Source organism: Streptomyces sp. NBC_00637 (assembly GCF_045161545.1).
Lineage (GTDB): Bacteria > Actinomycetota > Actinomycetes > Streptomycetales > Streptomycetaceae > Streptomyces.
This window is the reverse complement of record NZ_CP109046.1, coordinates 7,805,885-7,817,974: the sequence shown is the minus strand read 5'-3', so window position 1 is coordinate 7,817,974 and position 12,090 is coordinate 7,805,885. Positions and strand designations below refer to the sequence as shown.

Genomic DNA, 12,090 nt, shown 5'->3' with positions numbered 1-12,090 from the left:
GCGGCGGGGTCTCAGCCGACGGGAAGGACGAGCGCCGGGACGGTCCGCTGCATCCGCAGCGCGTCGACGGATTCGGCGAGCAGCTCGTACTCGGTGGTCTCGTCGCTGACCGCGATCCGCACCAGCCGGCCGCCCGCCAACTCGTCGGCCACCAGCTCCTGCCGGCCCGTATCGGCACACCAGGCCCGCAGCAGTTCGGGGACGTCCGGCACGTTGTCGGCCACCGGGACGAGGGCGCCCGGCGGGATGTGCTCGCTCTCGGGCCTCGGATCCAGCCGTTCGGCCATCCAGGAGGCCCGGTCCCGCAGCCACCACAGGGCGAGCGCCAGCGTCGGCGCACGATAGGTGCCGAGCGGTACCCCGATCCGCCGGCCGTCGCAGACGCCGTATGCGGTGACATGGCACAGGAATTCGTCGTGCACGTCTCTCTCCCCCGGTGCTCGCCGGCCGGTAGTTCCTCGCTTTCCGTGCGGCTCCTGTGGGGTGAACTGCCCCTGACCTTCGAGTATGTTGACTACTGAAACACTGTCACCATGACTTTCCGGCCAGTCTCTTGGCATATTCCCTGCCGTTCATGGCCGAAATGCGGCGAGTGCCGGGACCCGTCGTCATTGGCCGACAGGAAATCGACCCGGGCGGCGGGTGCGGGCAAGGTGGTCACACCGGATCGGCGAATACCGGGAGCCGGTTCCTGACCAGGATCGATACCTCTTTGGGCGCCCATTCACGATGTCCGCGAACGCCGCTCGTCAGGGGAACGCCGTCGCCCGCTGCTTCGCGGCCTGGAACGCACGCGACCCCAAGGCTTTGGCCAAGGCTGTTACCGCCGCGTGGGCGGTGGACGGACGTTGCACCGGCACGCCCCCCGGAGGGGGCCCACCCGGCCGACGTCCGGGGCCACAGGCAGATCGCGGCCCTCACCGCGGCGGCCCTCCGCCTTGGGACATCTCGACCGGGTGGCCGCCGGAGCCTGAGTCGCGGCGCGCTGCCGATGAATTCCGCCGCTCGCGGCGATCACTCCAGGGAGATCACCGCGAGCGGCGGACGACAAGAACACAACCGGAAGCGGAAGCGGAACGGGAATCGGAACCGGAACCGGAACCATGAATGCCGAATTCACGGCCGTTCCGCGCAGGAGCCCGGCGAAAGGCGGCCGGGCCTATGCCGTCCGGCCCGATTCCGTCGAATTCCTCGGCACCCGCGGACTCGTCGAGATCCGCGGAACGGTCGACGGACATCCTTTCCGGAGTCCGAGTTCGTTCATGGCACTCGGGGACGGCAGCCACGAACTCCCCGTCGATGCCGAGGTGCGCAAGGCGATCGGAAAGCGGGAAGGCGACGCGCCGACCGTTCGCCCGACGGAACGGCTCAGCCGTTGATCACCGCGTCGATCCGGGCCAGCTCCTCGGCGTCGAAGTCCAGGTTGGCGAGGGCGCCGACGCTGTCCTCGATCTGCCGGGCGCTGCTCGCGCCCACCAGCGCGGAGGTGACCCTGCCGCCGCGCAGCACCCAGGCCAGTGCCAGCTGGGCGAGGGACTGGCCGCGGGACGTGGCGATGGCGTCGAGGGCGCGCAGCTTGCCGGTGAGCTCCTCGGTGACCGCCTCCGAGTTCAGGAACGGGCTGTCGCTCGCCGCCCGCGAGTCCTCCGGGATGCCGTTGAGATAGCGGCCGGTCAGCAGGCCCTGCTCCAGCGGCGAGAAGACGATCGACCCGACCTGGAGCTCGTCCAGGGCGTCGAGCAGACCCTCGCTCTCGGGACGGCGGTCCAGCATCGAGTAGCGCGGCTGGTGGATCAGCAGCGGGGTGCCCAGCTCGCCGAGGATGCGTGCGGCCTCGCGGGTCTGCTCCGCCGAGTAGTTGGAGATGCCGACGTAGAGCGCCTTGCCCTGCTGGACGGCGGTGTGCAGGGCGCCCATCGTCTCCTCCAGGGGAGTCTCCGGGTCGGGGCGGTGCGAGTAGAAGATGTCGACGTAGTCCAGGCCCATCCGGGTCAGACTCTGGTCGAGCGAGGACAGCAGGTACTTGCGCGAGCCCCACTCGCCGTACGGGCCCGGCCACATCAGGTAGCCGGCCTTGGTGGAGACGACCAGCTCGTCGCGGTAGGGCGCGAAGTCCGCCTTCAGCGCCTCGCCGAGCGCGGACTCGGCGGCGCCGGGCGGCGGCCCGTAGTTGTTCGCCAGGTCGAAGTGGGTGATGCCGAGGTCGAAGGCGCGGCGCAGGATGGAGCGCTGCGTCTCGACCGGGCGGTCCGGGCCGAAGTTGTGCCACAGGCCGAGCGACAGCGCGGGAAGCTTCAGGCCGCTGCGTCCGGTACGCCGGTAGGGCATGTCCGCGTAGCGGTCGGGATGTGCGGTGTACAACGCGACTCCAGGAAGGGTTGGCACGGAAGGTCGGTTTCGGGAACCGCCCTCCACTCTGGCCGACCTGCGGATAGTGGTCCAACAGAAGAATCCGATGGAATTGTGCGGTTACGCTTCTCAATCATGGAACTGCGCCACCTCCAGCACTTCGTCGCGGTCGCCGAGGACCAGCACTTCACCCGGGCCGCCGAGCGGCTGATGGTCTCCCAGTCGGGCCTGTCGGCGTCGATCCGGGCCCTGGAGCGGGAGCTGCGCGCTCCGCTGTTCGTCCGGACCACCCGGCGGGTGACGCTCACGGAGGCGGGCCGGGCGCTGCTGGCCGAGGCCGAGCGGATCCTGGCGCAGGTGCGGGCCGCCCACGAAGCGGTGGCGGCCGTGCAGGGCGTGGTGCGCGGCACCCTCTCCGTGGGCACCGAGCAGTGCATCGCCGGAGTGGACGTGGCCGGGCTGCTCGCGGCGTTCCGGCGCCGCCACCCGGATGTGGAGATCCGGCTGCGGCAGACCGGCTCCGGGGCGCTCGGCGAGGAGGTGGCGGCCGGCCGGCTCGACCTGGCCTTCGCCTACCGGACCCAGACCGACACCGACCAGCTTCGCTGCGCGCCGCTGGCCAGTGAGCCGATGTACGTGCTGTGCCATCCCGACCACCGGCTCGCCGGGGTGTCGGCGGCCCTGACGCCGCAGGACGTCGCGGGCGAGGTCTTCGTCGACTTCCATCCGGACTGGGGGCCGCGCCGCGCCACCGACGCCGCGTTCGCCGAGGCGGGGGTGCGGCGCACGGTCGCCCTGGAGGTCAACGACGTGCACAGTCTGCTGGACCTGGTGGACGAGAACCTGGGCGTCGCCGTCGTACCGCGCCACTTCCGGCACAAGCGGGCGGCGCTCACCGCGCTGCCCCTCAAGGGCACCGGCGAGGCGGTGTACGAGACGGTCGCGCTGCTGCCGCCCGCCCGGGCCACCAGTCCGGCGGCCAGGGCGCTGATGGCACTGCTGGAAACGGGGAGCGGGTGAGCGCGGAACCGGGGAGCGGGTGAGCCCGGGGAACGGGAAACGGGGAGCGGGTGCGCGCCGGGTGCGCGATGGTGGACGTATGCATGCCAAGGACATCCTCATCGACGGGTACAGCCGCATCCAGGAAGAGGTCCACGCCGCCGTCGAGGGCCTGGACCCCGACGACCTCAACGCCCGGCCCACGGCCGAGTCGAACTCGGTCGCCTGGCTCGTCTGGCATCTCACCCGCGTCCAGGACGACCACGTGGCCGACGCCTTCGGGCTCGACCAGGTGTGGCTGACCCAGGACTGGGAGAAACGCTTCGGCCTCGATCTGCCGCGCCGGGACACCGGATACGGGCACAGCGACGCGACCGTGGCGAAGGTCCGGGTCTCCGACGGAGGCCTGCTGACCGGGTACTACGACGCGGTGCACGCGCAGAGCCTGGCGGCGCTGCGCGCGCTGACCGCGGCGGACCTGGAGCGCGTCGTGGACGAGCGCTGGGATCCGCCCGTCACCCTGGGCGTACGCCTGATCAGCGTCCTGTCCGACGACCTCCAGCACGTCGGACAGGCCGCCTACGTCCGCGGGCTGCTTCAGAGCGCGGCGGCGTAACCCGGGAGGACGACGTCCTCGATGAGGGCGTTGCGCTCGTCGAACGGCACGAACGCGCTCTTGAGGGCGTTCACCGTGACGGTGCGCAGGTCCTCGACGGTCCAGCCCGCCTCCTGGACCAGCAGCGACATCTCACGGGTCATCGTCGTGCCGGAGACCAGCCGGTTGTCGGTGTTGAGCGTGACGCGGAAGCCGAGGTCCTTCAGCGCGGTGATCGGGTGCTCGGCGATCGAGGTGGCCGCGCCGGTCTGGAGGTTGGAGGTCGGGCACATCTCCAGGGCCACCCGGCGGTCGCGGACCCAGCCCGCGAGGCGGCCGAGCTTGCCGTCCACGATGTCGTCGGTGATCCGCACGCCGTGGCCGATGCGCTGGGCGCCGCAGACCTGGAGGGCCTGGTGGATGCTGGGCAGGCCGTGCGCCTCGCCCGCGTGGATGGTGAAGGGGACGTTCTCGCGGCGCAGGTGCTCGAAGGCGGCGAGGTGGTCGGCGGGCGGGAAGCCGTCCTCGGCGCCGGCGATGTCGAAGCCGACGACACCGGCGTCCCGGAAGGCGACCGCGAGGTCGGCGGCCTCGCGCACCCGGTCGAACATCCGCATGCCGCAGAGCAGCGTGCCGACCCGGACCGGCGTCCCGGCCGCGGCAGCCTTCGCCATACCGGCCGCGAGGCCCTCCTGGACGGTCTCCACGACCTCGGCGAGGCTGAGCCCGCCGTTGACGTTCAGCTCGGGGGCGTAGCGGACCTCGCCGTAGACGACTCCGTCGGCCGCCAGGTCGAGCACGTACTCCTCCGCCGTGCGCAGCAAGCCCTCGCGGGTCTGCATCACGGCGAGGGTGTGCTCGAAGGTGGCTATGTACCGCACCAGGTCACCCGAGTTGGCGGCCTCGAAGTACCAGGCGGCGAGTTCGTCGGGGTCGGTGGTGGGCAGGGTGTGGCCGACCGCGTCCGCGAGCTCGACGACGGTGGCGGGGCGCAGGCCGCCGTCGAGGTGGTCGTGCAGGACGGCCTTGGGCAGGCGGCGGAGAGTGTCGGTGTCGATGCGGGGCGCGGTCATGAGTGTGTTCCTCGGCAGGTGGTTCTCAGGTGGTGGCGGGCTGGAGCAGGTCCCAGCGGTTTCCGTACAGGTCCTGGAAGACGGCCACGGAGCCGTAGGCCTCGTGGCGGGGCTCCTCCAGGAAGGTCACGCCGGCGGCGAGCATGCGGGCGTGGTCGCCGGCGAAGTCCTCGGTGTGCAGGAAGAACCCGACGCGGCCGCCGGTCTGGTCGCCGATCCGGGCGCGCTGGGCGTCGTCCTTGGCCCGAGCGAGCAGCAGTGCGACGCCGTCCTGGCGGTCCCCCGGCCGCACGACGACCCAGCGGGCGCCGTCGGGACGGGGTTCGTCCTCGACGAGCCGGAAGCCGAGCGCCTCGGTGTAGAAGCGGATCGCCTCGTCGTAGTCGCCGACGACGAGCGTGACCAGGGCGATGCGACTCATCGTGGCCTTTCGGGGAGCGTGCGGAAGCGGTGGGGAGGTGCGATTGACGGGTGAGGTTATACGTAAAACGTTCCGTACGCCAGTCGCCTCCCGCGTCACGCCGGTGGCCGCCCGTCGCATGATCGAGGAGAGGCCTTAGGTCGCGAGGCCGAGGCGGGCCGGGACCCTGGTCCGAGGCGGACGGCCCCCGCCGCCGCTACCGTCCCGGTCATGAAGATCACAGAGCCTCCCCGCACCCCCGCGCAGCGCAGGCGGGACGTCACGGAGCGCCTGGAACGCGAGACCGACGTCTGGGTCGCCACGGCGGACCGGGAGGGGCTGCCGTGTCTCGTCGCCCTGTGGTTCGTCTGGGACGGCGAGCACCTGTGGCTCTCCACCCGCCTCACCAATCCCACCGGCCGCAACCTCCGGGACGGCGGCCGGGCCCGCCTGGCCTTCGGGGACACGCGGGACGTCGTCCTCATCGACGGCGAGGTCGACACGTACACCCCGCAGGACGTACCGGAGGAGGCCGCCCGGGCGTTCCTGGCGAGGACGGGCTGGGATCCGGGCCGGGACAGCGCGTCGTACGCCTATTTCAGGGTGCGGCCCGTCGCGGTACAGGCGTGGCACGAGGGGCACGAGTTGCCTCGGCGCCATCTGATGCGGGACGGGGTGTGGGTCGTCCCGGCGCCGGCGGGCTAGGCGGCGCGGTGGGCGGCGTTCAGGTGGGTCAGTTCCTCGGGCGTGAGGCGCAGCGCGCCCGCCGCGACGTTCTCGACGAGGTGGCCGGGGTCTCCGGTGCCCGGGATGGCCAGCACGTGCGGCCCCTGGGCGAGGGTCCAGGCGAGGCGGACGGCGGCGGGGGATGTGCCGTGGGCGTGGGCGACGGCGAGCACCGCCTCGTCGTGGGCGGTGGTGGCGCCCTGGGCTCCGCCGTCGCCGGCGATGGCGAAGAAGGGCACGAAGGCGATCCCCTGTTCACCGCAGACGCGCAGGAGTTCCCCGGTCGCCGGGGCGTGGTGGCCGAGCCCGTAACGGTTCTGCACGCTGACGACGGGGGCGATGGCCTGCGCCTCGGCGAGATGGCGGGGTTCCACGTCGGAGATGCCGAGATGGCGGACCAGTCCGGCGGTGCGCAGTTCGGCGAGGGCGCCGAAGTGCTCGGCGATCGACTCCTGGCGCATCCGGCGCAGGTACACCAGGTCGAGGTGGTCACGGCCGAGCTGGCGCAGGTTCTCCTCCACGTGGCCGCGCAGGTCCTCGGGGCGGGCCGAGGTGCCCCACTCCCCCGCGTAGTCGCGGAAGGGACCGACCTTGGTGGCGATGAGCAGGTCGTCCGGGTACGGGGAGAGCGCGCTGTTGATGAGCTCGTTGGCGGAGCGCAGGGCGGAGAAGTAGAAGGCGGCGGTGTCGATGTGGCGGACGCCGAGGTCGATCGCCTTGCGCAGCACGGCGATCGACCGGTCTCGGTCGCTGGGCGTGCCGAGATGGAAGGCCGCGCTGCCGGTCAGCCGCATCGCGCCGAAGCCGATGCGGCCGACCGTCAGGCCGCCGACGTCCCAGGTGCCCGCGGCATCCGCGGTGATCGTTTCGGAGGTCATCCGGGCAGTCTCGCACGCGCCGCGCGCGGCGGCCGGGGCCGACGGCGCCGACCCTCAACAGGCCACGGTCTCCTCGCACTTGCGGAGGGCCTCCTGCACGTCACGGCTCCAGTGCCGGGCCGTGCGGGGGGTGGCCGAGGACACCGTGTGCACGGTCGGCTCACGGCGTTCGGGCAGCCCGCCGGACCTGGCGCAGCGGCGCTCCTTGGCGGGGGGCGCGCCGTGGGCCACGACGTCCTCCACGATCTCGGCCAGATCGCCCTCGGGGAGCGGGAGTTCGAGGTCGTCGTCGACGAAGCCGACCACGGCCGGCACGTACTCCACCAGCGCCCGCAGCGCCTCGGGCAGTCCTCTGCCGCCGCGGCGCAGGCCGCTCAGCACGTGCAGGGCGGTGGCGATCTCCAGTTCGGTGGCCTCCCGGCTCAGGGTGGCGGGGGTGATCTCCGTGTGCCGCAGCCACCAGTCGGCCTCCTCGTCCTCCCCCAACGAGCGGTGGTGGAGGTAGAGGCAGTACGAGGAGACGGTGTCGGAGGCCCCCGCCCCGTACTGCCACCAGAAGCGGGCGCTGTCCTCGCAGTCGGCGAGGTACAGGAGGCTGCCGAGGATCCGGGCGCCGGAGGGCTCGGGCAGGGAGCTGCCGAGGAAGTTGCCGAGACCGGTCAGGGCTCCGGGCCGGGTCAGGAGCGCCTCGCACAGCGCTCTGAGATCCCGTGCCGCGGGGTGGACCCGCGGGGGCCTGCGGGCCGCCGCGGCGCGCTGCGGGCACACCCGCGCCACGGGTTCGCCGGGGCCGCCCGCCGCGACCCGGGCGGCGACACGGGCCTCCGCGGCCTCGATGTCCGAGCGGCCGTAGGGGGCCGTGGGTACCAGCCGCGCCCCGGCCAGCAGGGTGTCGATGTCGCTCTCGGTGTCGAAGGTCATGACCGCTCCGCCTCCTCCTTGGCGCACGATGTGTAGATCTCCCGCAGCCGGCGCTTGGCATAGCGTTCGGTGGACCGCACCCCGGCCTCGGTGATCCCCAGGTGGAACGCCACGTCGGCGGTGCTGTAGCACTCGCAGTAGCGCAGCCGGATGACGTCGCGCTGGCGCTCGGGCAGGGCGGAGATCGCGCGGAACAGCCGCAGGTTCTGCTCGATCACCTCGAAGGCGTCCTCGGCGCCCTGGAGGGTGACCGTCTCGAAGACGGCGGTGTCCATCAGCGTGGCACGCCGGCCACGAGCCCGGGCGTGGTCGACGACGCGGTTCTTCATCACCCGCCAGGCGTACGCGGCGGGGTTCTCGGCGCGCAGTATCCGCGGCCACTGCTGGGCGAGTTGGACGAACGCCTCGTCCACGGCCTCCTCCGCGTCCGCGCGGCAGCGCAGACAGCGTTCGGCCTCCCGGACGTACCGCGGGCGGTGCATCCGGTGGAAGGCGCTGAAGTCCAGGGGCAGCTTCTCGGGCGCCCGCGGGTTGCCCGCGGGTCGCAACTCCTCCTGGGTCACCGATCGCCTCCCGGAAGTCGGCGGTCCATCTCCCGGACGCCCACCCGCACGAGTGCGGCCACGAACCGACGCGCGAGGGTGAGGGCACCGGGCCCGAAAACCCGGAGGGCTAGCACGGACAACGCCACGTCGCGGGCGAGCTGTTCGAACTGGTCGTTCACGGACCCTTCGGTCCTTCCGCTGGCTGTGCGGGGCTCACGGTCCCCGGAAGGCATCGGTCACACCTTCTGCCTCCACGGCGTCCGGCGGTGCCGTTTCGTGCATGCCGGGTTCGAAAGTCCGACGGAATTGGCCGTTTCGGACTACGGACCGTGCCGTTCCGGGTCAATCCCCGGACGCCGACTGCCGCTTGGCGGGCTACTTCCGCTCACTCCCGTCCGTTTTCGCCCGCTCGCGTCCGCCCTCGTCGTGTCGCAGGCCACCCGGTGCCGCGCAGCCCCCGCTCACGGCCCGCCCGGCCCCCGCCGCAGCCGCCCCGCTTCAGCGCAGCGGCTTCTCCAGCACCGCCTTGCGGTGGCTGAACGTCTCGATGGAGTAGCGGCCGTGGTAGTTGCCCATGCCGCTCTCGCCCACCCCGCCGAACGGCAGGTCGGAGACGGTGAGATGGGCGAGCGGCAGGCCGTAGCCGAGGCCGCCCGAGGAGGTCTCGTCGGCGATGCGCTCCCGGGTCTCGCCGGATTCGGTGAAGACGTACAGGGCGAGGGGCTTGTCCCGGTCGTTGATGAACGTGATCGCCTCGTCCAGGCCGTCGACGGTGACGATCGGCAGGATCGGGCCGAAGATCTCCTCCCGCATCACGGGCGAGGCGGGGTCGACGTCGGCGAGGACGGTGGGCGCGAGGTACTTGTCGGTACGGTCGCTGCCGCCGCCGACCACGATCCGGCCGGAGTCGAGCAGCGCGGCGAGCCGGTCGAAGTGGCGTTCGTTGACGATGCGGCCATAGGCGGTGGAGGCCTGCGGATCGGTCCCGTAGAGCGTCTCGACCGCGCGGATCAGCAGGGGTTCGAGGGCGGCGGCCGTGCCGGGGTCGGTGAGGACGTAGTCGGGGGCGACGCAGGTCTGGCCGGCGTTGAGGAACTTGCCGCGGGCCAACCGGTCGGCGACGACCGGGAGATCGGTGTCGCGGTCGACGAACGCCGGCGACTTGCCGCCGAGTTCGAGCGTGACGGGGGTGAGGTGCTCGGCGGCGGCACGCAGGACGACGCGTCCGACGGTGCCGTTGCCGGTGTAGAAGATGTGGTCGAAGCGCTCGGCCAGCAGGGCGGTGGTCTCCGGGATCCCGCCCTCGACGACGGCGACCGTGTCGGTGTCGAGATACGCCGGCAGCAGACGGGCCAGCGCGGCGGAGGTGGCGGGCGCGAGCTCGCTGGGCTTGACGACCACCGTGTTCCCTGCGGCGAGGGCGCCGACCAGCGGGGCGAGCAGGAGCTGCGCGGGGTAGTTCCAGGGCGCGATGACGAGGACGACGCCGAGCGGGTCGAACCGCGTCCACGCGGTGGCGTCGGCGCCCAGATGGGCCGGGACCGGGGCCGGCTCCGGACGCAGCCACTCGTCCAGGTGGTCGAGGGTGTGGTCGATCTCGCGGACCGTGAAGTCGATCTCGGTGCGGTACGCCTCGGCGGAGCTCTTGCCCAGGTCGGCGTGGAGGGCGTCGGCCAGGTCGGCGCCGCGCTCCGTGAGCAGGTCGCGCAGGCGGCGCAGTTGCTCCGTGCGCCGGCCGACGGGCCGGGTGCGGCCGGTGCGGAACGTGGCGCGCAGCCGGGCCACGACGTCGGCGGGCCGCTCGGGAAGGGCCGCTACGACGTCCTGGGACTGCTCGGGAGTGGCTGCGGTGGTCACGGTGCCTCGCTGGGGGTGCGCGGGCCTTACGGCCCTGGGGTCTCGGTATCGGTACGGGCTGTCGATTCGTCCTTCGTGCGAGCGGTCGGGCTCGTTCTCGGGGCGGGCGGGCAGCTCGATGTATATACCAACCTTTCATGAGCCAAAATACATTCCCGGGAGCGGCGACTACTCACCGGCCTCTTCGGCGAGCGCGCGTGCGCGCCGGTCCAGGAAGGCCCGTTCCGCCGGGCTCTCACTCAGCGCGCGGGCCTTCTCGTACGCCCCCGCCGCCTCGGCCACCCGGCCCAGACGGCACAGCAGGTCGGCGCGGACGGCGTGCCAGACGTGGTAACCGTCGAGGCGCAGTGCGTCGACGAGGTCGAGGGCCCGGTCCGGGCCTTCCGTCTCCGCCACCGCGACGGCCCTGTTCAGCGCCACGACCGGGCTCGGGGCGAGCTCCATGAGCTGGTCGTACAGGCGCAGGATCTGCCGCCAGTCGGTGTCCGCGGCGGTCGGCGCGTCGCTGTGGACGGCCTGGATCGCGGCCTGGATCTGGTACGGACCGGGCCGGTTCCGGCGCAGACAGCGACGGACGAGCGACTGCCCCTCGGCGACCAGGTCCCGGTCCCACCGGCCGCGGTCCTGCCGGGGCAGCGGTACGAGCGTGCCGTCGGCGTCCTCCCGGGCGGCCCGGCGCGAGTCGACGAGCAGCATCAGCGCCAGCAGCCCGGTGACCTCCGGCTCGTCCGGCATCAGCGCGGTGAGGAGCCGGCCCAGGCGCAGGGCCTCGGCGCACAGGCCCGGGTCGCCCCCGTACCCCTCGTTGAAGATCAGATAGACGACGGCGAGCACGCCCCTCAGCCGGTCGGGCAGGTCGGCGTCGCGCGGCACGCGGTACGGGATGCGCGCGTCCCGGATCTTCGCCTTGGCGCGGACCAGTCGCTGGGCCATGGCCGGCTCGGGGACGAGGAAGGCGCGGGCGAGCCGGGCGGTGGTGAGTCCGCCGAGCAGACGCAGGGTCAGGGCGACCTGCGCCTGCGGCGCCAGCGCGGGATGGCAGCAGGTGAAGATCAGACGGAGCCGGTCGTCGCGCACGGGGCCCTCCTCCGCGGGCGGCTCGATGGCGTGGAGCAGGGCGGCCTCGGCCTGCCGGGCGTCCCGGGTGGACTCCCGGCGCAGCCGGTCGACGGCGCGGTTGCGGGCGGTGGTGATGATCCAGCCGGCCGGGCTCGGCGGCACACCGGTCTGCGGCCAGCGCCCGACGGCCGTGGTGAAGGCGTCCTGCACCGCTTCCTCGGCGAGGTCGATGTCACCGAGGAAACGGACCAGGACGGCGACGGCGCGGCCGTACTCCGCGCGGAACACGGCCTCGACGTCGAGAGGCATCAGGCCTCGCCCATGAAGGGCCGCACCTCGATGGGAAGGGTGGTGGCCCAGGTCGCCCGGCGGCCCCAGTGCAGGGCGGCGTCGAGGTCCGGCGCCTTGATCAGGCAGATCCCGCCGAGGTACTCCTTGCCCTCGGCGTACGGCCCGTCGGTCACGAGGACGTCGTCACCGCCCGGCCGGAGCACGGTGGCGGTCTCCGGCCCGTGCAGTCCCCCGGCGAACACCCACGCGTCGGCCTCGCGCAGCTCCCGGTGGAACGTCTCGAGATTGCGGCCGATCTCCGCCATCCCCTCGGCCGACGGCGGCTCGCCCTCGCTGGGCGTGATCACGCTGAGCAGGTAGTGCTTCATGACGTCCTCCACGTCTCGTGCCGTTCTGT

The 12,090-nt window shown here is 72.4% G+C and carries 14 protein-coding genes; 4 read left to right on the top strand and 10 right to left on the bottom strand.

Features of this window, described 5'->3' with window-relative positions; all coding sequences use genetic code 11:
- Positions 1-11: 11 nt before the first annotated feature.
- On the bottom strand, positions 12-422 hold the full coding sequence (locus OG440_RS34540; RefSeq protein ID WP_406010679.1) for a hypothetical protein: 411 nt from the start codon (positions 420-422) through the stop codon (positions 12-14).
- A gap of 681 nt (positions 423-1,103) precedes the next feature.
- Here OG440_RS34540 and OG440_RS34535 point away from each other — a divergent pair.
- Entirely contained in the window at positions 1,104-1,379 is a 276-nt protein-coding gene (locus tag OG440_RS34535) for a DUF1905 domain-containing protein (RefSeq protein ID WP_406010678.1), read from the top strand.
- On the opposite strand, the gene mgrA is transcribed toward OG440_RS34535, so the two are convergent.
- The gene (gene mgrA / locus OG440_RS34530) at positions 1,369-2,361 is read right to left on the bottom strand and encodes an L-glyceraldehyde 3-phosphate reductase (RefSeq protein ID WP_406010677.1); all 993 of its coding nucleotides are present in this window, start codon (positions 2,359-2,361) and stop codon (positions 1,369-1,371) included. The genes OG440_RS34535 and mgrA overlap by 11 nt on opposite strands.
- Before the next feature lie 123 nt (positions 2,362-2,484).
- On the opposite strand from mgrA, the gene OG440_RS34525 reads away from it, so the two are divergent.
- Both OG440_RS34525 and OG440_RS34520 read left to right on the top strand, forming a co-directional pair.
- A complete protein-coding gene (locus OG440_RS34525; RefSeq protein WP_406010676.1) occupies positions 2,485-3,369 on the top strand; it encodes a LysR substrate-binding domain-containing protein in 885 nt (294 codons plus the stop codon).
- Positions 3,370-3,448: 79 nt separating this feature from the next.
- Positions 3,449-3,964, top strand: a complete 516-nt coding sequence (locus OG440_RS34520) for a DUF664 domain-containing protein (protein ID WP_406010675.1) — start codon at positions 3,449-3,451, stop codon at positions 3,962-3,964.
- Here OG440_RS34520 and OG440_RS34515 read toward each other — a convergent pair.
- Entirely contained in the window at positions 3,946-5,016 is a 1,071-nt protein-coding gene (locus tag OG440_RS34515; protein ID WP_406010674.1) for an adenosine deaminase, read from the bottom strand. The genes OG440_RS34520 and OG440_RS34515 overlap by 19 nt on opposite strands.
- 25 nt (positions 5,017-5,041) lie before the next feature.
- On the bottom strand, positions 5,042-5,437 hold the full coding sequence (locus OG440_RS34510) for a VOC family protein (RefSeq protein ID WP_406010673.1): 396 nt from the start codon (positions 5,435-5,437) through the stop codon (positions 5,042-5,044).
- A gap of 210 nt (positions 5,438-5,647) precedes the next feature.
- Here OG440_RS34510 and OG440_RS34505 point away from each other — a divergent pair, with 210 nt between their 5' ends.
- Positions 5,648-6,121, top strand: a complete 474-nt coding sequence (locus OG440_RS34505) for a pyridoxamine 5'-phosphate oxidase family protein (RefSeq protein ID WP_406010672.1) — start codon at positions 5,648-5,650, stop codon at positions 6,119-6,121.
- On the opposite strand, the gene OG440_RS34500 is transcribed toward OG440_RS34505, so the two are convergent.
- The 6 genes from OG440_RS34500 to OG440_RS34475 form a co-directional block, all read right to left on the bottom strand.
- Complete coding sequence (locus tag OG440_RS34500) at positions 6,118-7,020, bottom strand: aldo/keto reductase (RefSeq protein ID WP_406010671.1); 903 nt, start codon at positions 7,018-7,020, stop codon at positions 6,118-6,120. The two genes, OG440_RS34505 and OG440_RS34500, sit on opposite strands and share 4 nt — an antisense overlap.
- A gap of 54 nt (positions 7,021-7,074) precedes the next feature.
- Positions 7,075-7,941, bottom strand: a complete 867-nt coding sequence (locus OG440_RS34495; RefSeq protein ID WP_406010670.1) for a hypothetical protein — start codon at positions 7,939-7,941, stop codon at positions 7,075-7,077.
- Positions 7,938-8,504 carry a sigma-70 family RNA polymerase sigma factor gene (locus tag OG440_RS34490; RefSeq protein ID WP_406010669.1) on the bottom strand — a complete coding sequence of 189 codons (567 nt, stop codon included), beginning with the start codon at positions 8,502-8,504 and terminating at the stop codon, positions 7,938-7,940. Before OG440_RS34490 ends, OG440_RS34495 begins: the two co-directional genes overlap by 4 nt.
- A 480-nt stretch (positions 8,505-8,984) precedes the next feature.
- Entirely contained in the window at positions 8,985-10,343 is a 1,359-nt protein-coding gene (locus OG440_RS34485) for an aldehyde dehydrogenase family protein (protein ID WP_406010668.1), read from the bottom strand.
- 168 nt (positions 10,344-10,511) lie between these two features.
- The gene (locus OG440_RS34480; protein ID WP_406010667.1) at positions 10,512-11,711 is read right to left on the bottom strand and encodes an RNA polymerase sigma factor; all 1,200 of its coding nucleotides are present in this window, start codon (positions 11,709-11,711) and stop codon (positions 10,512-10,514) included.
- Positions 11,711-12,061, bottom strand: a complete 351-nt coding sequence (locus tag OG440_RS34475) for a YciI family protein (protein WP_406010666.1) — start codon at positions 12,059-12,061, stop codon at positions 11,711-11,713. The genes OG440_RS34480 and OG440_RS34475 overlap by 1 nt, the downstream gene beginning before the upstream one ends.
- Positions 12,062-12,090: the final 29 nt, after the last annotated feature.

What these genes read in the sequence shown, in the direction of transcription:
- OG440_RS34535 (WP_406010678.1), top strand. Translation starts at nt 1,104, where the DNA reads ATGAATGCCGAATTCACGGCCGTTCCGCGCAGGAGCCCGGCGAAAGGC.
- OG440_RS34525 (WP_406010676.1), top strand. Translation starts at nt 2,485, where the DNA reads ATGGAACTGCGCCACCTCCAGCACTTCGTCGCGGTCGCCGAGGACCAG.
- OG440_RS34520 (WP_406010675.1), top strand. Translation starts at nt 3,449, where the DNA reads ATGCATGCCAAGGACATCCTCATCGACGGGTACAGCCGCATCCAGGAA.
- OG440_RS34515 (WP_406010674.1), bottom strand. Translation starts at nt 5,016, where the DNA reads ATGACCGCGCCCCGCATCGACACCGACACTCTCCGCCGCCTGCCCAAG.
- OG440_RS34510 (WP_406010673.1), bottom strand. Translation starts at nt 5,437, where the DNA reads ATGAGTCGCATCGCCCTGGTCACGCTCGTCGTCGGCGACTACGACGAG.
- OG440_RS34505 (WP_406010672.1), top strand. Translation starts at nt 5,648, where the DNA reads ATGAAGATCACAGAGCCTCCCCGCACCCCCGCGCAGCGCAGGCGGGAC.
- OG440_RS34500 (WP_406010671.1), bottom strand. Translation starts at nt 7,020, where the DNA reads ATGACCTCCGAAACGATCACCGCGGATGCCGCGGGCACCTGGGACGTC.
- OG440_RS34495 (WP_406010670.1), bottom strand. Translation starts at nt 7,941, where the DNA reads ATGACCTTCGACACCGAGAGCGACATCGACACCCTGCTGGCCGGGGCG.
- OG440_RS34480 (WP_406010667.1), bottom strand. Translation starts at nt 11,711, where the DNA reads ATGCCTCTCGACGTCGAGGCCGTGTTCCGCGCGGAGTACGGCCGCGCC.
- OG440_RS34475 (WP_406010666.1), bottom strand. Translation starts at nt 12,061, where the DNA reads ATGAAGCACTACCTGCTCAGCGTGATCACGCCCAGCGAGGGCGAGCCG.